The sequence below is a fragment of the Streptomyces sp. NEAU-YJ-81 genome (assembly GCF_017592595.1).
GTDB lineage: Bacteria > Actinomycetota > Actinomycetes > Streptomycetales > Streptomycetaceae > Streptomyces > Streptomyces hygroscopicus_B.
Genome location: NZ_JAGFNO010000024.1, coordinates 47,711 through 71,810 on the forward strand (window position 1 = coordinate 47,711; position 24,100 = coordinate 71,810).

The window sequence follows — 24,100 nt, forward strand, 5'->3', positions numbered from 1 at the left end:
CGAAAGACGCGCGGGCGCGAAGAGGTACACCCCTGGTACCCCCGGCCCGCTGTGGAAGGAGTCAGTTCCGTGACCGCACCTCTCCTCACGTCCCTCGCCGCGCCCGGCGGCGACCGCCCCGACGCGCTGAGCGTCGGCGGCCGCTCCCTCTCGCGCGAGGAACTGCTCGGTGCCGCGGGCGCGGTGGCGGCCCGTATCGCCGGTGCGCCGGTCGTCGCGGTCCGGGCGACCGCGACCCCGGAGACGGTGGTCGCGGTGGTCGGCGCGCTGCTGGCCGGGGTGCCGGTGGTGCCCGTACCGCCGGACTCCGGCCCGGCCGAACGCGACCACATACTGCGGGACTCGGGCGCCACCCTGCTGCTCACCGGGGAGGCCATAGCGGCCCCGATCGAGACCGTCCCGGTGGACCCGGCCGAGCGGGCCGCGTGGACGAAGCCGGAGCCGGACGCGGAGTCCACGGCGTTCATCCTCTACACCTCGGGGACCACGGGGGCGCCCAAGGGCGCGCTGATCTCCCGGCGGGCGGTGGCCGCCGACCTGGACGGGCTCGCCGCGGCCTGGGCCTGGACCGCGGAGGACACCCTGGTCCACGGGCTGCCGCTGTTCCATGTGCACGGCCTGGTGCTGGGCGTCCTGGGCGCGCTCCGCACGGGCAGCCGTCTCGTCCACACCGGCAAGCCGACCCCGGCGGCGTACGCGGCGGCGGGCGGCAGCCTCTACTTCGGGGTGCCGACGGTCTGGAACCGGATCGTCCAGGACCAGGACGCCGCCCGCGCCCTGGCCTCCGCCCGGCTGCTGGTCTCCGGCAGCGCCCCGCTGCCCGCCCCGGTCTTCCGTGACCTCGAGCGGCTCACCGGGCAGCGCCCCATCGAGCGCTACGGCATGACCGAGAGCCTCATCACCCTCTCCACCCGGGCCGACGGAGAGCGCCGCCCCGGCTACGTCGGCACCCCGCTGGCGGGCATCCGCACCCGGATCGCCACCGAGGAGGGCGCCGAGATCGGCGAACTCCAGCTCACCGGCCCCACCCTCTTCGACGGCTATCTGAACCGGCCCGAGGCCACGGCCGGTTCGTACACCGAGGACGGCTGGTTCCGCACGGGCGACATCGCCGCGGTCGACCCGGACGGCTTCCACCGCATCGTGGGCCGCGCCTCCACTGACATGATCAAGTCCGGGGGCTACCGCATCGGCGCGGGCGAGGTCGAGAACGCCCTCCTCGACCACCCCGCCGTCCGCGAGGCCGCCGTCGTCGGCGCCCCGCACGAGGATCTGGGCCAGGAGATCGTCGCCTACGTCGTCGCCGACGGCATCGGGGAACAGGAGCTGATCGACTTCGTCGCCTCCCAGCTCTCCGTCCACAAGCGCCCCCGCAAGGTCCGCTTCCTGGAGGCCCTGCCGCGCAACGCCATGGGCAAGCCCCAGAAGAAGCTCCTGCCCCCGGCCTGACCTCGGCCCTCGGCCTGATCCCGCCACCGGCTCCCGGCCGCCGTTGCCATCCGTGACGCTCATTCCTACACTCAGTGACCACGACGGATGAGTGGAGAGACCGATGGTCCGCGCATGGGAAGCCGACCCGTCCGCATCGTTCGCGCGCCGATTAGGAAAGTCGGCGCGCGAGCTCGGAAACACCGGTGGACGCGACGGGTGTCCCGACATCTGGCAGCTCGACAACGGTGACATCGCGGTCATCGGCCGCGACCTCACCGACGCCTACCGGGCGAAACTCCCCGACGACGCCAGCATCGCCCCGGACGAGCGCCTCGTCGTCATCCCGGGTTCCACCCTGAGCGCCGCGAAACCGGACATCCCCGATGCTCGGACTTGACGGCCCTCGCCTCGACACCACCCGGGGCGAAGTGCTCACCCTCGACGCCTACCGCCGCGACTTCCGCGAGCGGCAGTGGACGATCGACGGCCAGGACTCCTGGAAGCTGGAGCGTCAACAGAGCTTCAGGGAGCCGGGATTCGCCAGCTGGGAGGCGTTCGCCCGGGGCGACTGGGACGAATCCCTGCGTCTCATCGAGGAGGAGCGCGATTATCTGCGGGAATTCTCGCAGGAGGTCGAAGACCACCGGATCACCCTCTACCGGGTCCGGGTGGTCGAGGAGCCCATCGCCCCGTACCTGCAATGGGAGCTGCATCTGCTGCGGCTGCGCGCCGAATGCGGGGAGAGGATCCGGGTGGTCGGCCCCGAACACCTCGGCGAGCTGGAGAGATCCGAAAAGCTGCCGGAGCTTTTGACGCTGGGCGACCGTACGACCTATCGGATCCGCTATACGGACCAGGGGATTCTCGACGGCGCGGTGCGGTTCACGGATGCCGGGACCACCGCCCGCTGCCGCGCGTTCACCAGGGATCTCTACGGTGCCGGTGAGGACCTGGAGTCGTATTTCGCTCGCGAAGTAGCGCATTTACCGCCACCACAGCCGGAGTAGCAGATCAACGAGGATCGTGGGACGCATTCCGAACTGTCCGGATCCGCGGGTGAGGTGGTGCAGGCCCGGGACATCAGCGGAGGCATCCACTTCCACAGCGGCGGCCACCGCGACCGCCCCAAGCCCCGGCAACTGCCCGGGGACGCCCGGGGATTCGTCAACCGGGGCCAGGAGCTGGGACGGCTCGACGCCATCCTGACCGACGGCGGCGGTGAATCCGTCTCCGTCCCGGTCTGTGTCCTCGCCGGGACCGCGGGCGTCGGCAAGACCTCCCTGGCGTTGCGCTGGGCACACCGCGCGCAGGACCGCTTCCCGGACGGCCAGCTGTATGTGAACCTGCGCGGCTACGACCCGGGCGCGCCGGTCACCCCGCAGGAGGCGCTGCACCGGTTCCTCTCGGCCCTGGGCGTACCGGTGGCGGCGATTCCGGCGGACCTGGAGGCGGGCGCGGCGCTCTACCGGTCGCTGCTGGCCGGGCGCAGGGTGCTGGTGATCCTGGACAATGCGGCCACCGTGGGCCAGGTCAGACCGCTGCTCCCGGGCGCCGCGGGCTGCCTGGTCGTCGTGACCAGCCGGAGCCGGCTGCCCGGACTGGCCGTCCGCGACGGGGCGCACACGCTGACCCTGAGCACGCTGGACGAGACGGAGGCCGTCGCGCTGCTGAGCGTCGTCACCGCCGCCTACCGCCCCCAGGACGACCAGGACCAGCTCATTGAGCTGGCGCGGCTGTGCGCCCGCCTTCCGCTGGCCCTGCGCATCGCCGCGGAGCGGGCCGCCAGCCGTCCGCGGATGGGGCTGGACGAGCTGATAAGAGACCTTCGCGACGAGTCAGCCCTGTGGGATGCCCTGAGCGTGGGGGACGACGAGGAGGCCGAGGCGGTGCGTACCGTGTTCGCTTGGTCCTATCGGGCGCTGCCCGCGGCGGCGGCGCGTCTCTTCCGGCTGCTCGGGCTGCATCCGGGCGCCGAGTTCGGCACCGCGGCCGCCGCCGCTCTCGGCGGGGGCGCGGGCACCGGCCGCATACGGCATCTGCTGGACGTGCTGGTCGGCGCCCATCTGCTGGAGCAGACCGGACCGGACCGTTACGAGTTCCACGACTTGCTGCGCGCCTACGCGGCCGACCAGGCGCGGCACGAGGAGCCCCCGGAGGAGCGCGCGGCGGCGCTGCGCCGGGTGCTGGTCTGGTACCTGCACTCCGCGGACGCGGCCCAGACCTGGATCAACCCCCAGGAGGCCCATATCCCGCTCGATCCGCCGGGCGATGACCTCACCCCCGCGTCCTTCGCGGACTACGAGGAGGCCATGCGGTGGTACGAGGCGGAGCGCGGCAATCTGCTGGCCGCGACCCGCGCCGCCGGTGAAGCCGGTCTCGATGTGATCGCCTGGCAGCTTCCCGCGGTGCTGCGCAGCGTGCACATGCTGCTGAACCCGTTCGAGGAATGGCTCGCCATGGGCCGTATCGGACTGCGCGCCGCACGCAGGCTGGGCGACCGCACCGCGGAGGCCGAGCTGCTGGAGAGCCTGGGGATGGCCTGTACGCAGTCGCATCGCCTCGCCGAGGGCGCGGAGTACCACCAGAGCGCCCTCGCCGCCCGTCGGGAGACCGGCGACCGGCTCGGGGAGGCGCTCTCGCTGAACGACATCGGGCTGATCCACTTGCGGGGACGCCGGCTGGAGGAGGCGAAGGAGCGGTTCGAGCAGGCCGCGGCGGTCTTCCGGGAGCTGGGTGCCGCCCAGTGGGAGGCCGTTGTGCTGGCGAACCTGGCCGAGGTGACGTACGAGCTCGCCCGGCCCGAAGAGGCGTCCGGCTTTGTGCGGCGGGCCCTGGAGATGCACCGCGGACTGGGCAACCAGGGCGGCGAGGGCAACGCGCTGCGCATCCTGAGCGCCGTTCAGCGGGACCGCGGGCAGCCGGAGGAGGCGCTGGGCTCCGCCGAGGGCGCGCTGGAGATCGCCCGAACCCACCGCAACCACATGTGGGAGGGGTACTGGCTGCTGGAGCTGGGCCGGGCGCAGCAGGCCAACGGCGCGTTCGACGCCGCCCTGGTCTCGTTCCAGCGGGCCGCCTCGCTCCAGCGCCGCCTCGGCGACCGGGCGCGGGAGGCCCGGGCGTGGGACGGCGCGGGGGAGACCTACCGGCGGCTCGGGCGGCCCGGCGAGGCGGCCGACTTCCACCGCCGCGCCGCGGCGGCCCACCGGGAGCTGGACGACCTGTGGCACGCGGCGCTCGCCCTCGACGGCCTCGCCGCCGCGCTGCGCGAGGCCGACGAGGCGGGCGGTGCCGACGAGGCGGACGGCGCCCAGGAAGCGGGCGGTGCCGAGGAAGCGGGCGGCGCCGAGGAGGCGCGGCGGCACTGGACCGAGGCCCTGCGCGCGCTCGCCTCGTACGACGATCCCCGGGCCGCCGCGCTGCGCGAACGCGTCCTCGCCGCCCTGGAGTCGGGCGGCAGATGAGCGGTGCCGGTCCGGCTCACCCGGGTTCGGTGGCGTACGGGCGGTCGGGGGACGGCTCCGGGGCGAGGATCATGTGGTCGGGGACGTGGGCGGTGTCGCGGTGGGCCAGGAGCCAGTAGAGGGCGGCGGGGATGGCGAGGCCGACGAGCCAGGAGATGTCCGCGCCGCCCAGCGGGGCGACGAAGGGGCCGGTGTAGAAGTGGGTGGCGAGGAAGGGGAGTTGGGCCAGGACGCCCACGGCGTAGGTGGACAGGGCCTTCCAGCGCCAGGCGCCGTAGCGGCCGTGGGGGTCGCTGAGGGCGGGGATGTCGTAGCGCTCCTTGGCGATGGCGTAGTAGTCGACGAGGTTGATCGCGCTCCACGGGGTGAAGAAGGTCAGCAGGAACAGCAGGAAGTCCTTGAAGGAGGACAGGAAGCTGTCCTTGCCGAGCAGCGCGACCGCCGTGCCCGCGACCATGATCCCGGCGATATAGGCGGCCCGGCCGCGCGGGGAGAGGGTGGCGTTGCCGCGGAAGCCGCTGATGCTGGTCACCATCGACATGAAGCCGCCGTAGGTGTTCAGGACGTTGATCGTCAGCTTGCCGAGGGCGATGACGAAGTAGAGCAGTGAGGTGATCACGGCCGCGCCGCCGCCGAGGCCGACGATGTAGGAGACCTCGTTGCCGACGAAGGCGTGGCCGGCCGCGGCGGCCGCGAGGGCGCCGAAGGTCATGGACCACTGCGAGCCGAGGACGGTGCCGGCCAGGGTCCAGGAGAAGGTGGCCTTGGGGGAGGTGGTGCGCGGCAGGTAGCGGGAGTAGTCGGCGACGTACGGGCCGAAGGCGAGCTGCCAGGAGGCGGACAGCGACACCGCGAGGAGGAAGAGCGGGAAGTCGAAGGTCCGGTCGTGGAGGAGGGTGGCCAGGTCGGTGCGGTCCAGCAGCCGGATGCCCAGGTAGACGAAGGCCAGGGCGCAGACGACGCCCGCGATCCGGCCCAGGGTGTGGATCAGGCGGTAGCCCACGGCGGCCGCCACGCCGGTGATGAGGGCGAAGAGGATGATCCCGGTGGTGTCGCCGAGATGGGTGAGTTCGCCGACCGCCTGGCCCGCCAGCACGCTGCCGCTGGCGAAGAAGCCCACGTACATGACGATGACCAGCAGCAGCGGGACGATCGCGCCCCGGACCCCGAACTGGGCCCGGGAGGAGATCATCTGGGGGAGGCCGAGCCGGGGCCCCTGGGCCGAGTGGAGCGCCATGACGGCTCCACCGAGCAGGTTGCCGAGCAGCAGGGCGATGATCGACCAGAAGGCGCCCGCGCCGAAGACGACGGCCAGCGCGCCGGTCACCACGGCGGTGATCTGGAGGTTCGCGCCGAGCCACAGGGTGAACTGGCTGAAGGCGGTGCCATGGCGCTCCGCGTCCGGGACGACGTCGATCGAGCGCTTCTCGACGAGAGAGTCGAGGGCGTCGAGCGAGTCGCGGGAGCCGGGGGAGTCGAGAGAGTCGGGCATAAGGGTGCTCCTGCCGCTATTTCTTGGTGAGGCCGTTCTTGGCCGCCCAGTCGGCGGCGACCCGGTCCGGGTCCTTCTTGTCGTTGCTCACCAGCTTGTTGAGACGGGCCAGTTCCTGGGTGGTGAGGGCGCCGCCCAGGCGGGCCAGGGCCTTGCGGACCTTGGCGTCGGCCTTGGCGGAGCGGACGACGGGCACGATGTGCTGGGCGGGGATGAGGGCCTTGGGGTCGGCGAGGATCACCCAGTCATTGGCCTCGATGTCGGGGTCGGTGGAGAAGAGGTTGGCGACGTCGACATCGCCCTTCTTCAACGCGCCCTTGACCAGCGGGCCGGAGGCGTCGAGGGCCTTGAACTCCTTGAAGGTCACGCCGTAGCGGTCCTTGAGGCCCACCAGGCCGACCACGCGGTTCTTGTCCTCGGCCGGGCCGCCGAAGATCAGCTTGCCGTTCTGCTTGGCCAGGTCGGCGAAGCTGCGCAGACCGTGCTTCTGCGCGGCCTCATGGGTGACGCAGAAGACGTCCTTGTCCTCGGCCGCCGCGTACGACAGGGCCTCCAGGCCGCTGGGGAGGGCGACGGTGAGGGCGTTCTGGAGGTCGCCGGCCTCGGTCTGGGGGGCCTTGTCGTCGAAGTGGAGCAGCAGATTGCCCTGGTACTCGGGGAGCAGATCGATATCGCCCTGCTGGAGGGCGGGGATGACGATCTCGCGCGAGCCGAGGTTGGGCCGCACGCTCGTCTTGATGCCCGCGCCCTTCAGCGCCTCGGCGTAGAGATAGCCCAGGAGCTGGTTCTCGGTGAAGTTGGCGGTGCCGATGACCAGGCCGCCCAGGCTGCTGCCGCCGCCCGACCCACCGCTGCCGCCGTCGCCCTTGAGCGAGGTGACGCCGCCGCTACAGGCGGCCAGCGCGGGTACGGAGGCGCCGGCGAGCAGGCCGCCGAGCAGTTTCCTGCGGTTCATGGGGTGCTCTCCTCGGATCCGGAGTGAGTCGGTGACGTCAGTGCGCGTGGGCGCGCGGGGGGCGGTTGCGGAACAGCAGGCGTTGCACTCCGGCCAGCGCCAGGTCCAGGGCGATGGCCAGCACGCCGACCAGCACCGCCCCGCCCAGCACCTGCACCAGATCGCGCTGGGCGAGCCCGTCGAAGACGTAGCGGCCGAGCCCGCCGAAGCTGACGTACGCGGCGATGGTGGCGGTGGCCACGACCTGGACGCAGGCCAGCCGCAGCCCGGTCATGATCAGCGGGAGCGCGAGGGGCAGCTCGACCTGGAACAGCACCTGGTACCAGCGCATGCCCTGGCCCCGCGCCGCGTCCCGGACCTCGGGGTCGACGGCGGCCATGCCCGCGTACGTATTGGTGACGATCACCGGGACCGCGAGGGCGACCAGCGAGATGTACACCGGCCACATGCTCAGCCCGCTGGCCAGGAAGACCAGGGTGACCAGGCCGACGGTGGGCAGCGCCCGCCCGAAGCCGGAGAGGTTGATGGCGATGAACGCGCCGCGCCCGGTGTGCCCGATGAGCAGTCCGACCGGGAGGGCGATGGCGGCGGCGACCAGGGTGGCCAGCAGGGAGTACTGGAGGTGTTCCAGAAGGCGGGTCGCGATGCCGTCGGTTCCGGACCACTGGGAGCCGCTGGTGAGCCAGCGGAGGAGGTCCTTCAGCAGTTCGATCATGTCAGGCACGCCTCCTCAGCCACGGGGTGCACAGCCACTGGATGGTGACCAGCACGGCGTCCGCGACCAGCGCGAGCAGCAGGGACAGAAGGACCCCGGCCACGACGGGGGTGGGGTAGTTGCGCTGGAAGCCGTCGGTGAACAGCTGGCCGAGACCGCCGTACCCGATGTAGCTGGCCACGCTGACCAGGGATATCGCCATCACCGTGGCGACCCGTACGCCCGCCATGATCACCGGGAAGGCGAGCGGCAGCTCGACGGTGAGCAGGGTGCGCAGCGGGCGGGCGCCCATCGCGGTGGATGCCTCGCGGACCTTGGTGGGGACGCTGTCGAGCCCCTCGACGGTGTTCCGGAGCAGCACGACCAGGGTGTAGACGGTCAGGCCGGTGATGGCGGTGGTGCGGGTGAGGCCGGTGACCGGCAGCAGCAGGACGAAGATCGCGATGGAGGGGATCGTGAACAGGATGTTCGAGAGCCCGAGCAGGAGTCCGCGCAGCGCCCGCACCCGGTGGGCGATCACGGCCAGCGGCAGCGCGATCAGCAGACCGAAGAGGACGGCGGGGACGGCGGTGGAGAGGTGGTCGAGGGTGAGCGTGACCAGGTCGCTTTGATGATCGGGGAACCAGCCCCAGTCGACGGTCATGCGGTCACGCTCGGGTCGGAGGCCGGGGTGTCGCCGGAGCCCTGGGTGCCCTCGTCGTCGGTCTCGCCGCGGGTCTTGACTGCTTCGGGGGCTTCGGCGGTCTCAGAGGCCCCGGCGGCTTCCGTGGCGTTCTTGAGGGCAGCCGCGCGGCCCGCCTCCGCGTGGCGGCGCCCCGCGAACTCGTGTATTCGCTCGCGCCCGGTGACCCCGGTCAGGACGCCGTCGGCGTCCACGCGGGCCACCAGACCGGCGGGGGACGCCAGCGACTCGTCCAGGGCGGTGAGCAGCGAATCGCCGTCCCGCAGCGCCCGCACCGGCAGCAGCGGGGCCCGGTCGCCTTCCGGCCCCTCGGTGTCGCGCCAGCCCAGCGGCTCACCGCGCTCGGAGGTGACCAGCCGCCAGCGGTCCCCATCGGCGGGGGCGGGTTCCTGCGGCAGCTCCGCGAGGGTGGACAGGGAGAGCAGCTTCAGCCCGCGCTCGGCGCCCAGGAAGCCCGCCACGAAGTCGTCGGCGGGGCTCGCCAGCAGCTCGGCGGGGGGCGCGCACTGGACGAGATGGCCGCCGGTGCGGAAGATCGCGATGCGGTCGCCGAGCCGTACCGCCTCGTCGATGTCGTGGGTGACGAAGACGACCGTCTTGCGCAGCTCGCTCTGCAGCCGCAGCAGCTCGTTCTGGAGCTGGGTCCGTACGACCGGGTCGACCGCCCCGAACGGCTCGTCCATCAGCAGCACCGGCGGATCGGCGGCCAGCGCGCGGGCGACCCCGACGCGCTGCTGCTGACCGCCCGAGAGCTGGTGCGGATAGCGCTTGCCGGAGTCGGTGGGCAGCCCGACCAGCTCCAGCAGCTCGGCGGCGCGGGCCCGCGCTTTGCGGCGGCCCCAGCCCAGCAGCAGCGGGACGGTGGCGATGTTGTCGAGGATCGTGCGGTGCGGGAAGAGCCCGGCCTGCTGGATCACATAGCCGATTCCGCGCCGCAGCTCGGCGGCGTCCGCCGCGAGGACATCACGCCCGGCCACGCTCACCGTGCCGCTGCTCGGTTCGACCATGCGGTTGACCATGCGGAGGGTGGTGGTCTTGCCGCAGCCCGACGAGCCGACGAGAACGGTGATGCCCCCTTCCGGGAGTTCGAGGCTGAGGCGGTCCACCGCGGTGGTGCCGTTCGGGTAGTGCTTACTGACGTCCTTGAAGCTGATCATCCGCTTCCCCTTGCCCTGTCTGCATATAGTCATGCACAGTCATAGTCGAGTGAATAGAAGTCAAGAGGTCTGCGTTAATCACCGGTTACTTCTGCTCGCGATGTGGACGAAGTGCCTGGCGGCTGGCCCGGAATGGGCGTTTCGAGAGGGGTTGCCCTGGATGTTGTCTCACATGCTGGATACTGATGCCGCGGCGGCCGACGGCACAGGCGGCACAGCTCAGCGGATCACATTGGACGGCCGGAGCCTACGCGTCGTCGATATCGCCCGCTTGGCCGATCGCATCAGCCGGCCCACAGCGCCCGACCCGACCGCGCTCGCCCTGGCCGAGCGCGCCTGGGAGACCGCGGACCGGCTGGCCGCCACCGGCCGCGTCTACGGCCGGAGCACCGGCGTGGGCGCCAACCGTACCGAGGACGTCGGCCCGGCCGACTCCGACCACGGGCTGCGGCTGCTGCGCAGCCACGCCGGCGCGATCGGCGCACCGCTGCCCGCGCGCGAGGTGCGCGCCATGATGACCGTCCGCGCCAATCAGCTACTGGCGGGCGGTGCCGGGCTGCGTCCCGCCGTCGTCACCGCGCTCGTCGAGGGGCTCGACAGCGGCGCCCACCCGGTGATCAACGAATACGGCGCGGTCGGCACCGGAGACCTCGCCGCGCTCGCCCAGACCGGTCTCGCGCTCGTCGGCGAGCACCCCTGGGACCTCACCGAGGCCGCCCCGGGGCGCCGCGCCCCCGACCCCATCGTGCTCGACAGCAACGACGCCCTCGCGCTCATCAGCAGCAACGCCCTCACCCTCGGCCAGTCCGCGCTCGCCCTCGCCGAGCTGCAGCGGCTGCTGTCCGCCTCGCTCTCGGTGGCCGCGCTCTCGCTGATCGCGGTCGGCGGGTCGTACGAGGCGTACGCCGAACCCGTGCACGCCGCCCGGCCGCACCCCGGCTCCGTCGCGGCCGCCGCCCGGATGCGCGCGCTGCTCGGCGCCCCGGCCCGGCCCACCCCGCCGCTCGGGCGCATCCAGGACCCGTACGGCTTCCGCTGTCTGCCGCAGATCCACGGACCGGCGCTGGACGCGGCGGAGTCGCTGGAGCGGGTGCTGACCGTCGACTTCAACGCGGCCACCGAGAACCCGCTGATCAGCTCCGCCGACGAGGCCGCCTACCACCACGGCAACTTCTACGCCGCGCACGCCGCCCTCGCCCTGGACGCCTTCCGGCTCGCCGCACTGCAGACCGCCCGGCTCTCCACGGCCCGGCTCGCCGCGCTCAGCGAACCGGACTTCACCCGGCTGCGCCCCTTCCTCGGCGACGCCGCGCCCGCGAGCTCGGGCGTGATGATCCTCGAATACGCGGCGGGGGCGGCCCTCGGCGAGATGCGCGCGGTCTCCCACCCCGCCTCGCTGGGCCATGCCGTACTCTCCCGCGGTGTCGAGGAACAGGCCAGCTTCGCCTCGCTCGGCGCCCGCCAGACGCTCCGGGTCGCCGATCACTACCGGCTGGTGCTGGGCTGTGAACTGGTCGCGGCCGTACGGGCGTTGCGCCAGCGCGGTCTGGAACCGGACCCGGAACTCCCGGCCGGTGTCGCCTTCGCCATGGCGTCGGAAGTGCTCGATCCCCGGATGGAGGACCGGCCGTTGACGGAGGATGTGGCGGTGGCCGCGCGTCTGCTCGACCGGCTGGCAGGGGTATGAGGGACGAGGGTACGAGGGTCAGGAGGACGCGATGAGTACGGACAATGGGGTGAGCGACGGGGTGAGCGGTGCTCGGATGGCGCCGGCGGGCGAGGATGCCGCGGTGGCGTCGGCGGGGGTGCCGGTGGGCGCGGGGGGCTCGGCCGGTGCGGGTGGCGCGGGTGGCGCGGTCGCTACGACGGGTTCGGTCGCGTCGGCCGCTTCCGGTGCCTCGGCCGCTTCCGGTGCCTCGACCGCTTCCGGTGCTTCGACCGCCGCTCGGCTGCAGGCGCTCTTCGAGGGCCACCGGCTGACCCCGACCCAGCGGCGGATCGCCCACTGCATGGTGCGGCGGGCCGCGGACGCGCCGTTCCTCTCCAGCGTCGAGCTGGCCGAACTCGCGGGCGTCAGCCAGCCGTCCGTGACCCGCTTCGCGGTCGCCCTCGGCTTCGACGGCTATCCGGCGCTGCGCAAGCATCTGCGCGATGTCGCCCCCGCCGAGCCGGAGGCGGACGAGGGGTCGTACAACGAGTACCAGCAGGCCGTGCAGTCCGAGATCGACAATCTGCGCCATCTCGCCGCGCTGCTGGCCGACCCGGCCCCCGTCGTCCGCGCCGGCCGGCTGCTCGCCGACTCCCGCCCACTGCTGGTCCTCGGGCTGCGCGCCGCCTCCGCGCAGGCGCGCGGCTTCACCTACTTCGCGCGCAAGGTCCATCCGGACGTCCGGCTGCTCGACGAGGGCGGCACGATGCTCGCCGACCGCGTCGACGCGGCGAAGCGCGCGGGCGCCACGGCACTGCTGTGCTTCGCGCTGCCGCGGCATCCGCGGGAGGTCGTGGAGGGTCTGGAGTACGCCCAGGAGGCGGGCCTGACCGTGGTCGCCGTCGCCGACAGCGCCTTCGCCCCGATCGCCCGCCACAGCGATCTGCTGCTGCCCGCGGCGGTCGGTACGGGCCTGGCCTTCGACACCGCGTGTGCGCCGATGCTGCTGGGGCGGGTGCTGCTGGAGGCGATGTGCGACGCGCTGCCGGATGCGCAGTCGCGGCTGGAGGAGTTCGACGCGAAGGCGGCGGAGCGGGGCCTGTTCGTGGAGTGAGCGGCGGCCCAAGGCTCTCGGGGCGCGCGGGATTTCCGGGCCGCTGTGTGTCCCGACCCCGTCCCTCTCACCCAATTCTCAGGCATCCTGGCTAGATTCCTCGATTCGACAGGGATTTCATCAGGGATTCGCCAGGGTGAGGGAGGTCGGTCGTGGGGCGCGGGGCGTATGCGCTGGCACGGGTGGCGGTGGTCGTGAGGGCCCCTGCGGGGTGGCTGTGGTGGCCCGGTGTGCTGGCCGCGGGAATCGGAGCGCTGGTGCCGGGGCTGACCGGGCGCCGGATCGGAGTGCTCGCGGGGGCGGCGCTCTTCCTGATCGCGGCGGTCGTGGTGTTCACGGCGCGTAGGAAGCGGTATCTGGAGTTGGCGCGCGGCGCCTCGCGCGCGAGCAAGTCGGTCTTCCTCCAGGACCGCGCGGTGACCGTACGGACGCGCCGACGCGCCCTGCGGTGGTGGCTGCTGTTGGCCTTCCTCGCCGCGATGGGCTCGTCCTTCGCCGTTCCGGCGGCGGGCGGGATGCTGATGGCGGGGCTCGGCGCCGGGCTGTGGGCCAAGGCGCTGTGGCTGGGCCGCTGGGAGCGCGCGAACGATGCGCTGCTGTGGGTACGCACCGAGCGGGTCTCCGGCGGGCGACCCGCGGGCAAGACGGTGGATGCGTACCAGACGACGGGGATCGTGGCCGGGGACGCGGGCCCGGGCGGCGCGCGCCGCTCCTCGCGGACCGTGGCGGCGGCCACGCGCTGAGAGGTCGCGGGCGCAGCGCGGAGGGCTACCGGAGTCGGCTGAGCCCCAGCGCATGCGCCGCGCCGCTCTCGACCACGATCTCGTCCACCGTCTGCGGCTCCCGCACCGTCGCGAAGCGCACCTGGTCGCCGGTGGCGTCGAAGCCGTAGATCCCGGGGCGGGGCAGGCTGTTGTACGCGAAGTGGTTGGAGAAGTAGTACGCGCCCGTGTCCAGCAGGCCGACCAGGTCGCCCGCCGCCAGCTTCGGCAGGGGCCGGTCTCGTGCGACCAGGTCGCCCGCGAAACAGCAGGGACCGGCGATGTCCTGGGGGACCTGGCCGTCGCCGGTCTCCGCCTTGGGGCGGCCCTCCGCGTCGTAGGCCAGGACGCGCAGCGGCCAGGCATCGGGGGCGAAGACCGTACGGGTGGCGAGCTGGGCGCCCGCGTGGGTGACCGCGATCGGGCGGCCGCCCGCGGACTTCGCGTACTCGACCCGCGCCAGCACCAGGCCGGACTTGGCCAGGAGGGACCGTCCGAACTCGGTGACCAGCTTGTACCGCCCGTCGAAGAGGCCCGGCACGGTGGTCCGCAGCAACTGTGCGTACTCCCGGTAGCTGGGGGTGATCTCGTCGGAGGCGAAGTTCACCGGGAGGCCGCCGCCGATGTCGAGGGCGTCGATCTGCTGTCGGCCGACCGCCTCGTTGATCTCTTCGGCCAGTTCGTAGGCCGCCCGTATGCCCGCCGCCATCAGCTCCAGCGGACAGCCCTGGGAGCCGACGTGTGCGTGCAGCCGGGTCAGCCAGGGGCGCTCGGCGAAGGCGCGGATGACCCACTCGCGCGCCCCGGGGTCCTGGAGGGCGACGCCGAACTTGGAGGTCGCGGTGGCCGTGCTCATCGCGTTGATGCTGCCGCCGCCCACCTGCGGGTTGATCCGCAGGCCCAGGGGTGCGGGCGGGTCCGCGCGGTGCCCCACCAGCGCACCGAGCCGGTCCAGCTCCTGTGGGTTGTCGGCGTTGACGGCGATGCCCAGGTCAAGGGCCTCGCGCAGCTCGGCCGGGGTCTTGGCGGGGGAGTCCAGGACGATCCGGTCGGGCGTCACCCCCGCCGCGCGGGCCAGCGCCAGTTCGCCGGGGCTGGCCACCTCGCAGCCCAGGCCCTCGTCGGCCAGCAGCCGCAGGACCGGGACGAGCGCGGCGGCCTTGACCGCGAAGGCGTGCAGGACGGGGGTGCCGGGCGTGACGACCTCCTCGAAGGCCGCGCGCAGTTCGGCGGCGGCGGCACGGATCCCGGCCACGTCCAGCAGCCCGACGACGGGCTGATCCGGGCCCAGCAGCCTCTGCTCCACGGCGGCCCGAACGGCCCGTTCGCGCCGGGCGGCCATCGCCACCGGTTTCGAAGTCATGACCTCAGCCAACCATCCGGGGACGGCTGCGGACCAACTGCCCCGGGTCGCTCCCGGGGCCGCTCCGGGGGCTGCTCCCGGGGTTGCTCCGCGGGCCTTGCCCGGCGTCGGCCGCGAGCCCCGACAGCAGCGCCAGGGCCTGTTCGGCGGGGCTGCCCGGGGCGGCGTGGTAGACCACCAGGAGCTGGCCCTCGGTGCCGGTGACGGCCAGCTTCTCGTAGCTCAGCTCGGATCGGGCCGATCTGCGGGTGCTGGAAGGTGGACGTACCGGCGCCGGCCTTGGGCTTGACGTCATGGCGGGCCCACAGCCGCCGGAACCGCTCGCTCCTGACCGACAGCTCACCCACCAGCTCGGCGAGGGGCGGATCGTCGACATCGGGGCCGACGAGCGCGCGCAGGCCGGCCACGACACCGGCGGTGGCGGCCTCGCTGCCGTGCGCCTCGCGGATCTCCGGGTCGAGGAAGAGCGCGCGGACGACGTTCACGCCGGGCCTGCAGAGCGGGGAGAGGGCGATGGCCAGCGGATTGGCGAAGAGGATGTCCATATAGCGGCTCTGGACGAAGGCTGGGTTCCGCGTCCAGGACAGCACGAGCTGCTGGATCCCGGCGGGCACCCGCTCCGGCCGCCGCGGACGACGGCGGCGGGGCGCGGGGCGGGCCAGCCGGTGCAGATGGGCGGTGGCGTCGTCGTCGAGCCGCAGCACGCGGGCCAGGGCGTCGAGCACCTGCTCGGAGGGGTGGCGGTCGCGGCCCTGCTCCAGCCGCAGGTAGTAGTCGCTGCTGATGCCCGCGAGGAGCGCGAGCTCCTCGCGGCGCAGCCCCGGCACCCGGCGCCGCCCCACGGCAGGCAGCCCGACGTCCTCGGGCCGCACCAGCTCGCGGCGCGCCCGCAGATACTCGCCCAGCCGATTCGCGCTCTCCGCCATACCTCCACGCTAGGCGCCCGGCGCGATCTGAGCCTGTCCCTGTGACTCCCGGGATCCGGCTGTGCGGCGGGCTGGACCGGCGGGCGGTGGGGAGGGGCGCGGCCCCTCCTCACCGGGAGCGGCCCGTCCGTCGTCCGGCATGAGGTCGTAGGTGAGGGTGGGGCGCCCGGCGCGGGCGGGGCCCGTGCCTGTCGCTCCCGGGGCAAGCGATCAGCCGTGAGCCCGGTTGATCGCGGCGGGCGGGCGGCTGCCCTCCCCGGCGTGCCGAAGAGGGCCCCGTGCCGTCCGGGGCGCGGGCGCGGCCCGCGTGGCCGTAGGGGCGGCCCGCGTGGTCGTGGGGGCGGTGGCGCGATCTGGAGCCTGTCCCTGTGACTCCCAGGATGCGTGGGGCCTGGCTGGGGGTGGTGGGCGGGGTGACGCTAGGAGCATGGACCGTAACGAAACACGCATCACGACACCTTTCGGCGCCCGTTCCACCGCCGCCGAGGTGGTCGACGGCATCGACCTGTCGGGCAAGCGCGCGGTGGTCACCGGGGCCGCCTCCGGCATCGGTATCGAGACCGCGCGGGCGCTGGCCGGGGCGGGGGCCGAGGTGACCCTCGCGGTGCGGAACCTCGAGGCCGGGGCCCGGGTGGCCGAGGACATCACCGCCACCACCGGCAACAAGCGGCTGCAGGTCGCACCGCTGGACCTGGCCGACCGGGTCTCGGTCGCCGCGTTCGCCGACGGGTGGGACGGGCCGCTGGACATCCTGGTGAACAACGCGGGCGTCATGGCCCTGCCCGAGGGACGTACGCCCGAGGGCTGGGACCGGCAGTTCACCGTCAACCACCTCGGCCACTTCGCGCTGGCGCGTGGCCTGCACGGCGCCCTGGCGGCGGCCGGGGCCGCGCGGATCGTCTCGGTCAGCTCGGCCGCGCATCTGCGCTCACCGGTCGTCTTCGACGACCTCCACTTCGACTACCGGCCGTACGAACCGATGCAGGCGTACGGGCAGTCCAAGACCGCGAACGTGCTCTTCGCGGTCGGCGCCCACGCGCGCTGGGCGGGCGACGGCATCACGGCCAACGCCCTCAGCCCCGGGGGCATCCGGACCAATCTGCAGCGCCACGTCGGGAACATCACGGCCCCGGCGATGGTGTGGAAGACCCCGGAGCAGGGGGCGGCCACCTCGGTGCTGCTGGCCGCCTCGCCACTGCTGGAGGGCGTCGGCGGGCGCTACTTCGCGGACTGCGCCGAGGCCGAGCCGGTGAGCCGCCGCCCCGAGGACCTCATCGCCATGATGGCGGGGGTCGCCCCGTACGCCCTCGACCCGGAGGGCGCCGACCGCCTCTGGGCGACGTCGGAGCGGCTCCTGGCCTCGGACTGACCGCGCTCGACAACCCCCACCAGCACCGCCCCGAGGGCTACCAGCCCCAGCACACCACCCAGGTCTACAGCTCCACCAGCACCGCCCCGAGGTGACGGCCCGCCACCAACTCGCAGAGCGCGCGCGGCGCTTGGCCGATCCCCGTCAGCCGGGTGTACGGATACGTGAGGGCGCCCTCGCGCAGCGCCCGGCCGAACTCGCGCATGTAGGCGGGCATGGCGTCCTGGTGGTCCATCGCGCTGATGCCGCGCAGCGTGACGCCCCGGGCGATGAGGGCCGGCGTGCTGATCCCGGTCGGGGCCGACGCGTCGTCCGAGAGCTGCGCGGCCAGCGCGCCGACCAGGGCGAAACGGGCGTTGCGGCGGGCCAGCGCCAGGGCGGCCCGGAGCTGTTCGCCGCCGACGGTGTCGAAGAGGACGTCGATGCCGTCGGGGGCGACCGCGCGGAGCTGCTCCTCGATCGGCCCGGCGCCCCGGAGGACGACCGCGTCGTAGCCCAGCTCCCGCGTCAGCCGGTCGGCCTTGTGGCGGGAGCCGGTGGAGCCGATGACTCGTTCGGCCCCGTGCAGCCGGGCGAACTGCCCGGCCAGGGAGCCCACGCCGCCCGCCGCGCCGGTGACGAACACCGTGTCGCCGCCCCGCACCTCAGCCCCGCGCACCACGCCCAGCCAGGCGGCGAATCCCTGTGACAGATGGGCGGCGGGGTCCGGCAGCGCCTCGGGGTCGACGGGCGACGCCTGCGCGGCGTCGAGCAGCGCGTATTCGCGCCAGCCCGCGCGGTGGCGGACGAGGGTCCCGGGGGCGAGTTCCGTGCCGGGCGAGCTGATCACTTCCCCGAGGGCCGGGCCCCGCATCACCTCGCCGGCCTTGTGTAGCAGCCGGGGAAGGCCGAGGGTGGCGGGGTCGGCGCGCGTGAGCGGGCGCATCACGGCGGAGACGCTCATCAGCCGGTTGCGCACCAGCACCTGTCCGGGGCCGGGGGTGGGGACGGGAGCGGTGACGACCTCGAAGTGACCGGGGGTGAGCGCCCCTTCGGGCAGGGCCGCCAGACGGACCTCGCGGTGGGTGGCGGGAAGGGACACGCAGGGCTCCTCGGCGGGCGGAGCGGACACCTCCCGGTGACGCTACCCCGGAGGGCCGGACCGTGCCGTTCGTGCCACCGCGAGCCCGCGCCGCTGAACCACCCGGGTGTATGCGCAGCTCCGTGGTATTGACTAGTCATATTCATCGGCATCAAGATGTGAATAACTCGATCCAATCGATGGCAGGGAGGCTTGGCCCCATGACAGGACCGCGACCCGTACGGGCGCCGCGTGGTGCAGAGCTCAGCACTCGGGGGTGGCAGCAGGAAGCCGCCCTGCGGATGCTGCAGAACAACCTCGACCCGGAGGTCGCCGAGCACCCCGACAAGCTCGTCGTCTACGGCGGCACCGGTAAGGCGGCCCGCGACTGGCGCTCTTTCGACGCCATGGTCCGCACCCTGCGCACGCTCAAGCAGGACGAGACGATGCTGGTCCAGTCGGGCCGCCCGGTGGGCGTCATGCAGACGCACGAATGGGCGCCGCGGGTGCTGATCGCCAACTCCAACCTGGTCGGCGACTGGGCCAACTGGGAGGAGTTCCGCCGCCTGGAGGCGCTGGGCCTGACCATGTACGGCCAGATGACCGCGGGCTCCTGGATCTACATCGGCACCCAGGGCATCCTCCAGGGCACCTACGAGACCTTCGCCGCGGTCGCCGCGAAGAAGTTCAACGGCACCCTGGCCGGGACGATCACCCTCACCGCGGGCCTCGGCGGCATGGGCGGCGCCCAGCCGCTGGCGGTCACCATGAACGACGGCGTCGCGATCTGCATCGACTGCGACCCGCGCGCCATCGAGCGCCGTATCGAGCACCGCTACCTGGACGTCCGCGCCGACAGCCTGGACCACGCCCTGCGGCTGGCCACCGAGGCGCGCGACGCCCGGCGCCCCCTGTCGATCGGCGTGCTGGGGAACGCGGCCGAGCTGGTCCCGCAGCTCCTCGCGATGAACGCCCCGATCGACATCGTCACCGACCAGACCAGCGCCCACGACCCGCTGGCGTATCTGCCGATCGGCGTGGACTTCGACGAGATGGCGTCGTACGCCGCCGAGAAGCCCGCCGACTTCACCCAGCGGGCGCGCGAGGCGATGGCCCGCCACGTGGAGGCCATGGTCGGCTTCATGGACGCGGGCGCCGAGGTCTTCGACTACGGCAACTCGATCCGCGGCGAGGCCCAGCTCGCGGGCTACGACCGCGCCTTCGCCTTCCCCGGCTTCGTGCCCGCCTACATCCGGCCGCTCTTCTGCGAGGGCAAGGGCCCCTTCCGCTGGGCAGCCCTGTCCGGCGACGCGAGGGACATCGCGGCCACGGACAAGGCGATGCTGGAGCTCTTCCCGGAGAACGAGTCGCTGGCCCGCTGGATCAAGATGGCGGGGGAGCGGGTCCACTTCCAGGGGCTGCCCGCCCGGATCTGCTGGCTCGGCTACGGCGAGCGCGACAAGGCGGGCGAGCGGTTCAACGAGATGGTCGCCGACGGCACGCTCGCCGCACCGCTGGCGATCGGCCGCGACCACCTCGACTGCGGCTCGGTGGCCTCCCCGTACCGCGAGACCGAGGCCATGCTGGACGGCTCGGACGCGATCGCCGACTGGCCGCTGCTCAACGCCATGGTCAACGTGGCCTCGGGCGCGTCCTGGGTCTCCATTCACCACGGCGGCGGCGTCGGCATGGGCCGCTCGATCCACGCGGGCCAGGTCACGGTCGCCGACGGCACCGCGCTGGCGGGCGAGAAGATCCGCCGGGTGCTGACGAACGACCCCGGCATGGGCGTGATCCGCCACGTGGACGCGGGCTACGACCGCGCGGACGAGGTGGCGGAGGAGCGGAACGTGAGGATCCCCATGAGGGAAGCGCAGTGAGCCGGGTTGTGGGCAATCGTCCCGCAGGGCGGGACGGGTGGGCACAACCCGACCACCGGGCCGCACCCGCGCATGAAACGGAAGGACCGGCGGCGGCAGGCGCACCCGCGACCACCGGCGCGTCGTTCCACGAGATGTGGCGCGACCTGGCGCCCATCGGCCGCAACACAACAACAAACGGTTACCGCCGCTACGCCTGGACGGAAGCCGACGCCGACTGCCGAACGTGGTTCAAGGAGCAAGCCCAGAACCGCGGCCTCACCTACGAGGTGGACCGCAACGGCAACCAATGGGCCTGGCTCGGCGACCCCACCGCCCAAGGCGCCGTGGTCACCGGCTCCCACCTCGACTCCGTCCCCGACGGCGGCGCCTTCGACGGCCCGCTGGGCGTCGTCTCCTCCTTCGCCGCCCTCGACGAGCTGCGAGCACGGGGTGCGCACCCCACCAAACCGCTCGCCATCGTCAACTTCGGCGACGAGGAGGGCGCCCGGTTCGGCCTGGCCTGCGTAGGCTCCCGGCTGACCGCCGGGCAGCTCACCACGGACCAGGCGCACTTGCTGCGCGACGCTGACGGGCTGAGCCTCCCCCAGGCGATGGAGCGCGCCGGATACGATCCGGACGCCATCGGCCCCGATCCGGAGCGGCTGGCCCGCATCGGCGCGTTCGTCGAGCTGCATATCGAGCAGGGGCGTGCCCTGGCGGACACTGACGACGCCGTGGGCGTCGCGTCCGCGATCTGGCCGCACGGCCGCTGGCGGTTCGACTTCCACGGCGAGGCCAACCACGCCGGGACGACCCGGATCGAGGACCGCCGCGATCCGATGCTCACCTACGCCAACACCGTCCTCGCGGCCCGTAAGAAGGCCAGGATCGCCGGGGCGCTGGCGACGTTCGGCAAGGTCAGCGTCGAGCCGAACGGAGTCAACGCGATTGCGAGCCTGGTCCGCGGCTGGCTGGACTCGCGCGCCGCCGACGAGGAGACCCTGGCCGCCGTGGTCGGCGAGATCGAGCGTGCCGCGCTGGAGCGCGGGGAGCGTGACGGGGTGGACGTGCGGGTCACCCGGGAGTCGTTCACACCGGTCGTCGAGTTCGCCCACGACCTGCGTGACCAGCTCTCGGGCCTGCTCGGCGGGGTCCCGATCCTCCCCACCGGGGCCGGGCACGACGCCGGCATTTTGTCCGCGTCCGTTCCTACGGCCATGCTGTTTGTAAGGAACCCCACCGGCGTCTCGCATTCACCCGCGGAGACGGCGGGCGAGGACGATTGCCTCGCCGGTGTGGCCGCACTCGCGGAGGTACTGGAGGGCCTGGCGTGTCACTGACGGCGCAGACGTACTGGGCGGAGCACGCCTGGGTGGACGGAAGCGTGCGGTCGGACGTGGTGATCGTGGCCGCGGCCAACGGACGGATCACGGCGGTGGTGCCCGAGAGTCCGCGCCCGCCCGCCGGATCCGTCACTCTCCGTGGTCTGACGATCCCCGGTCTGGCCAACGCCCACAGCCACGCCTTCCACCGGGCCCTGCGCGGTGTCGTACAGGCGGAGAGCGAGGCGGAGACCGAGGCGAAGGGCGCGCCGGCCCGGCAGCGCGAGGGACAGGGGAAGGGCGCGCCGGACTCCTTCTGGACCTGGCGCGAGGTGATGTACGAGGTCGCCGACCGGCTGACCCCGGACAGCTACTTCGAGCTGGCCCGCGCCGTCTACGCCGAGATGGCGATGGCCGGGATCACCTGTGTGGGGGAGTTCCACTACCTCCACCACGCGCCCGGCGGCGCCCGCTACGGCAACCACAACGCGATGGGGGAGGCCCTGATCGCGGCCGCGGCCGAGGCCGGTATCCGGATCACCCTGCTCGACACCTGCTATCTCTCCTCCGGTTTCGGGGCCGAGCCCAACGAGCATCAGTTGCGCTTCTCCGACGGCACGGCGGAAGCCTGGGCCGAGCGGGTCTCCGAGCTGAAGAGCGACGGCAACACCCGCATCGGCGCGGCGATCCACTCGGTGCGGGCCGTCCCCGCCGATCAGCTCGCGACCGTGGCCGGGTGGGCCCAGGAGCGCACGGCGCCCCTGCACGTCCATCTCTCCGAGCAGACCGCCGAGAACGACGCCTGTGTGGAGGCGCACGGCTTCACCCCCACCCGGCTGCTCGCCGACCACGGCGTGCTGGGCCCGGAGACGACCGCCGTGCACGCCACCCATCTCACCCCCGGCGACATCCGGCTGCTGGGCCACGCCGCCACCGGTGTCTGTATGTGCCCGACCACCGAGCGTGACCTCGCCGACGGGATCGGCCCGGCCGCCGAGCTGCAGAGCGCGGGCTCACCGCTCTCGCTGGGCAGCGACAGCCATGCCGTGATCGACATCCTGGAGGAGGCCCGCGCCATGGAGCTCGACGAGCGGCTGCGCACCCGCGCCCGGGGCCACTGGACCGCGGCCCAGCTGCTGCGGGCCGCCACCGTGGACGGTCACGCGGCGCTCGGCTGGGGCGCGGAGGCAGGCCGGATCGAGGTGGGCGCGCTCGCCGACCTCACCACGGTCGCGCTGGACTCGGTGCGCACGGCGGGGCCGCCGCCCCGGCTGGGCGTCGAGACCGCCGTATTCGCGGCGACCAACGCGGACGTCCGGCACACCGTGGTCGGCGGCCGCCATGTCGTACGGGACGGCACCCATCAGCTCGTCCCGCGCGTCCCGCAAGCGCTGGCCGAGTCCATCGAAGCCCTGCACGGGCGGTGATCCGGCCGCCACCGCAACGGCCGACGAAGGAGAACACCCCCACGATGACCACCGCGACGACTGCGACGACTGCGACGACCGCGCCGACCACGACCGCCATCACCGACATCGCCGGTCTGGTCACCAATGACCCCTCCCTCGGTGAAGGCCCCCTCGGCCTGATCCGGGACGCGGCTGTCGTCATCGACGGCGACCGCATCGCCTGGGTCGGTGAGTCCAGCAAAGCACCCGCCACCGACAACCGGGTCGACGCCGGTGGCCGGGCCGCCATTCCGGGCTTTGTGGACTCCCACTCCCATCTGGTCTTCGCGGGCGACCGGACCGAGGAGTTCAACGCCCGGATGTCCGGCCGCCCGTACAGCGCCGGCGGCATCCGCACGACCGTCGCCGCCACCCGCGCCGCGTCGAACAACGTGCTGCACGCCAACGTCGGCCGCTATGTGGCCGAGGCGCGCCGCCAGGGCACCACGACCGTCGAGATCAAGTCCGGCTACGGGCTGACCTCGCAGGACGAGGCCCGCGCGCTGACCATCGCCGGTGCCCACACCGACGAGGTGACCTTCCTCGGGGCGCATATCGTCGCCCCCGAGTTCGCCGACGACCCGGCCGCGTACGTGGATCTGGTCACCGGCCCGATGCTGGACGCCTGCGCCCCGTACGCCCGCTGGATCGATGTCTTCTGCGAGCAGGGCGCCTTCGACGGCGACCAGGCCCGCACCATCCTGACCGCGGGCAAGGAGCGCGGGCTGATCCCGCGGGTCCACGCCAACCAGCTCTCCTACGGCCCAGGGGTGCAGCTCGCGGTGGAGCTGGGCGCCGCCTCAGCCGACCACTGCACCCATCTGACCGATGCGGACGTCGACGCGCTGGCCCAGGGGGAGACGGTCGCAACCCTGCTCCCCGGGGCGGAGTTCTCCACCCGCTCGACCTATCCGGACGCGCGCCGGCTGCTCGACGCGGGCGCCACGGTCGCGCTGTCCCCGGACTGCAACCCGGGCTCGTCCTTCACCAGCTCCATGCCGTTCTGCGTCGCCCTGGCCGTACGGGAGATGGGGATGACGCCCGACGAGGCGGTGTGGGCCGCCACGGCCGGTGGGGCGCGGGCCCTGCACCGTACCGACGTGGGCCGGGTGAGCCCGGGTGCCCGCGCCGATCTGGTGCTGCTGGACGCCCCGTCCCATGTGCACCTCGCCTACCGCCCCGGTGTCCCGCTGGTCTCGGCGGTGTGGCACAACGGCAACCTGATCTGACGTGACCTGATCTGACGGAACGGCAGCGATCTGACGAGACCTGAGGGCGAACGGCAGCGCGCACGAATAAGGGCCCGTCCCGGTCGGCCGGGGGCGGGCCCTTAC

General features: G+C 72.9%; 19 protein-coding genes and 1 pseudogene. 12 read left to right on the plus strand and 8 right to left on the minus strand.

The genetic code is table 11. The features are described from left to right. Positions 1 to 69: 69 nt before the first annotated feature. From J5X86_RS36160 to J5X86_RS36175, 4 genes are all read left to right on the plus strand, one after another. Positions 70 to 1,449 carry an acyl-CoA synthetase gene (locus J5X86_RS36160; protein ID WP_208520907.1) on the plus strand — a complete coding sequence of 460 codons (1,380 nt, stop codon included), beginning with the start codon at positions 70 to 72 and terminating at the stop codon, positions 1,447 to 1,449. A 103-nt stretch (positions 1,450 to 1,552) separates the two neighbouring features. Then, positions 1,553 to 1,828, plus strand: coding sequence for a hypothetical protein (locus tag J5X86_RS36165; protein WP_078641870.1), 276 nt, complete (start codon positions 1,553 to 1,555; stop codon positions 1,826 to 1,828). Then, positions 1,815 to 2,438: a DUF6879 family protein gene (locus tag J5X86_RS36170; RefSeq protein WP_243982356.1), complete on the plus strand. Its 624-nt coding sequence runs from the start codon at positions 1,815 to 1,817 to the stop codon at positions 2,436 to 2,438. Before J5X86_RS36165 ends, J5X86_RS36170 begins: the two co-directional genes overlap by 14 nt. A 54-nt stretch (positions 2,439 to 2,492) precedes the next feature. Continuing rightward, on the plus strand, positions 2,493 to 4,892 hold the full coding sequence (locus J5X86_RS36175; protein ID WP_308124819.1) for a tetratricopeptide repeat protein: 2,400 nt from the start codon (positions 2,493 to 2,495) through the stop codon (positions 4,890 to 4,892). A gap of 16 nt (positions 4,893 to 4,908) precedes the next feature. Here the strand turns inward: J5X86_RS36175 and J5X86_RS36180 are convergent, their stop codons facing one another. Genes J5X86_RS36180 through J5X86_RS36200 form a run of 5 tightly spaced genes read right to left on the minus strand, consistent with a single transcriptional unit; the run spans position 4,909 to position 9,893 of the window. Next, on the minus strand, positions 4,909 to 6,384 hold the full coding sequence (locus J5X86_RS36180; RefSeq protein WP_208520908.1) for a cytosine permease: 1,476 nt from the start codon (positions 6,382 to 6,384) through the stop codon (positions 4,909 to 4,911). Between the two features lie 16 nt (positions 6,385 to 6,400). Beyond that, positions 6,401 to 7,339 carry an ABC transporter substrate-binding protein gene (locus tag J5X86_RS36185; RefSeq protein WP_208520909.1) on the minus strand — a complete coding sequence of 313 codons (939 nt, stop codon included), beginning with the start codon at positions 7,337 to 7,339 and terminating at the stop codon, positions 6,401 to 6,403. Positions 7,340 to 7,376: 37 nt separating this feature from the next. Continuing rightward, positions 7,377 to 8,054 (minus strand): ABC transporter permease, encoded by a 678-nt coding sequence (locus J5X86_RS36190; RefSeq protein WP_208520910.1) that lies wholly within the window; start codon positions 8,052 to 8,054, stop codon positions 7,377 to 7,379. A gap of 1 nt (position 8,055) precedes the next feature. Continuing rightward, entirely contained in the window at positions 8,056 to 8,697 is a 642-nt protein-coding gene (locus J5X86_RS36195; RefSeq protein WP_014061241.1) for an ABC transporter permease, read from the minus strand. Beyond that, the gene (locus J5X86_RS36200) at positions 8,694 to 9,893 is read right to left on the minus strand and encodes an ABC transporter ATP-binding protein (RefSeq protein WP_208521015.1); all 1,200 of its coding nucleotides are present in this window, start codon (positions 9,891 to 9,893) and stop codon (positions 8,694 to 8,696) included. The genes J5X86_RS36195 and J5X86_RS36200 overlap by 4 nt, the downstream gene beginning before the upstream one ends. Positions 9,894 to 10,053: 160 nt before the next feature. Between J5X86_RS36200 and J5X86_RS36205 the strand changes: the two genes are divergently transcribed. The 3 genes from J5X86_RS36205 to J5X86_RS36215 all read left to right on the plus strand — a co-directional run bounded on the left by J5X86_RS36205 (position 10,054) and on the right by J5X86_RS36215 (position 13,398). Further along, positions 10,054 to 11,580 carry an aromatic amino acid ammonia-lyase gene (locus J5X86_RS36205; RefSeq protein WP_208520911.1) on the plus strand — a complete coding sequence of 509 codons (1,527 nt, stop codon included), beginning with the start codon at positions 10,054 to 10,056 and terminating at the stop codon, positions 11,578 to 11,580. A gap of 31 nt (positions 11,581 to 11,611) precedes the next feature. Then, positions 11,612 to 12,655: a MurR/RpiR family transcriptional regulator gene (locus J5X86_RS36210; RefSeq protein WP_208520912.1), complete on the plus strand. Its 1,044-nt coding sequence runs from the start codon at positions 11,612 to 11,614 to the stop codon at positions 12,653 to 12,655. Between the two features lie 152 nt (positions 12,656 to 12,807). Next, positions 12,808 to 13,398: a hypothetical protein gene (locus J5X86_RS36215; RefSeq protein WP_208520913.1), complete on the plus strand. Its 591-nt coding sequence runs from the start codon at positions 12,808 to 12,810 to the stop codon at positions 13,396 to 13,398. Positions 13,399 to 13,423: 25 nt separating this feature from the next. On the opposite strand, the gene J5X86_RS36220 is transcribed toward J5X86_RS36215, so the two are convergent. Further along, positions 13,424 to 14,779 (minus strand): diaminopimelate decarboxylase, encoded by a 1,356-nt coding sequence (locus J5X86_RS36220; RefSeq protein ID WP_243982361.1) that lies wholly within the window; start codon positions 14,777 to 14,779, stop codon positions 13,424 to 13,426. 4 nt (positions 14,780 to 14,783) lie between these two features. Then, positions 14,784 to 15,705, minus strand: a pseudogene (locus tag J5X86_RS36225) (helix-turn-helix transcriptional regulator). Positions 15,706 to 16,132: 427 nt separating this feature from the next. Here J5X86_RS36225 and J5X86_RS36230 point away from each other — a divergent pair. Then, positions 16,133 to 17,074 carry an SDR family NAD(P)-dependent oxidoreductase gene (locus J5X86_RS36230; protein ID WP_208520914.1) on the plus strand — a complete coding sequence of 314 codons (942 nt, stop codon included), beginning with the start codon at positions 16,133 to 16,135 and terminating at the stop codon, positions 17,072 to 17,074. 64 nt (positions 17,075 to 17,138) lie between these two features. Here J5X86_RS36230 and J5X86_RS36235 read toward each other — a convergent pair whose 3' ends face one another. Then, complete coding sequence (locus J5X86_RS36235) at positions 17,139 to 18,155, minus strand: NADP-dependent oxidoreductase (protein WP_208520915.1); 1,017 nt, start codon at positions 18,153 to 18,155, stop codon at positions 17,139 to 17,141. 200 nt (positions 18,156 to 18,355) lie between these two features. On the opposite strand from J5X86_RS36235, the gene hutU reads away from it, so the two are divergent. From hutU to hutI, 4 genes are all read left to right on the plus strand, one after another. Continuing rightward, entirely contained in the window at positions 18,356 to 20,014 is a 1,659-nt protein-coding gene (gene hutU / locus J5X86_RS36240) for a urocanate hydratase (protein ID WP_208520916.1), read from the plus strand. A 134-nt stretch (positions 20,015 to 20,148) separates the two neighbouring features. Beyond that, positions 20,149 to 21,336, plus strand: coding sequence for an allantoate amidohydrolase (locus J5X86_RS36245; protein WP_208521017.1), 1,188 nt, complete (start codon positions 20,149 to 20,151; stop codon positions 21,334 to 21,336). Beyond that, positions 21,327 to 22,745 (plus strand): formimidoylglutamate deiminase, encoded by a 1,419-nt coding sequence (locus J5X86_RS36250; RefSeq protein WP_208520917.1) that lies wholly within the window; start codon positions 21,327 to 21,329, stop codon positions 22,743 to 22,745. Before J5X86_RS36245 ends, J5X86_RS36250 begins: the two co-directional genes overlap by 10 nt. Before the next feature lie 44 nt (positions 22,746 to 22,789). After that, positions 22,790 to 23,995, plus strand: a complete 1,206-nt coding sequence (hutI, locus tag J5X86_RS36255) for an imidazolonepropionase (RefSeq protein ID WP_208520918.1) — start codon at positions 22,790 to 22,792, stop codon at positions 23,993 to 23,995. Positions 23,996 to 24,100 lie beyond the last annotated feature (105 nt).

Bases quoted from the DNA above. Each gene is read 5' to 3' on its own strand.
- J5X86_RS36165 (WP_078641870.1), top strand. From the start codon at position 1,553: ATGGTCCGCGCATGGGAAGCCGACCCGTCCGCATCGTTCGCGCGCCGA.
- J5X86_RS36170 (WP_243982356.1), top strand. From the start codon at position 1,815: ATGCTCGGACTTGACGGCCCTCGCCTCGACACCACCCGGGGCGAAGTG.
- J5X86_RS36180 (WP_208520908.1), bottom strand. From the start codon at position 6,384: ATGCCCGACTCTCTCGACTCCCCCGGCTCCCGCGACTCGCTCGACGCC.
- J5X86_RS36185 (WP_208520909.1), bottom strand. From the start codon at position 7,339: ATGAACCGCAGGAAACTGCTCGGCGGCCTGCTCGCCGGCGCCTCCGTA.
- J5X86_RS36190 (WP_208520910.1), bottom strand. From the start codon at position 8,054: ATGATCGAACTGCTGAAGGACCTCCTCCGCTGGCTCACCAGCGGCTCC.
- J5X86_RS36195 (WP_014061241.1), bottom strand. From the start codon at position 8,697: ATGACCGTCGACTGGGGCTGGTTCCCCGATCATCAAAGCGACCTGGTC.
- J5X86_RS36200 (WP_208521015.1), bottom strand. From the start codon at position 9,893: ATGATCAGCTTCAAGGACGTCAGTAAGCACTACCCGAACGGCACCACC.
- J5X86_RS36205 (WP_208520911.1), top strand. From the start codon at position 10,054: ATGTTGTCTCACATGCTGGATACTGATGCCGCGGCGGCCGACGGCACA.
- J5X86_RS36210 (WP_208520912.1), top strand. From the start codon at position 11,612: ATGAGTACGGACAATGGGGTGAGCGACGGGGTGAGCGGTGCTCGGATG.
- J5X86_RS36220 (WP_243982361.1), bottom strand. From the start codon at position 14,779: ATGACTTCGAAACCGGTGGCGATGGCCGCCCGGCGCGAACGGGCCGTT.
- J5X86_RS36230 (WP_208520914.1), top strand. From the start codon at position 16,133: ATGGACCGTAACGAAACACGCATCACGACACCTTTCGGCGCCCGTTCC.
- hutU (WP_208520916.1), top strand. From the start codon at position 18,356: ATGACAGGACCGCGACCCGTACGGGCGCCGCGTGGTGCAGAGCTCAGC.
- J5X86_RS36245 (WP_208521017.1), top strand. From the start codon at position 20,149: ATGTGGCGCGACCTGGCGCCCATCGGCCGCAACACAACAACAAACGGT.
- hutI (WP_208520918.1), top strand. From the start codon at position 22,790: ATGACCACCGCGACGACTGCGACGACTGCGACGACCGCGCCGACCACG.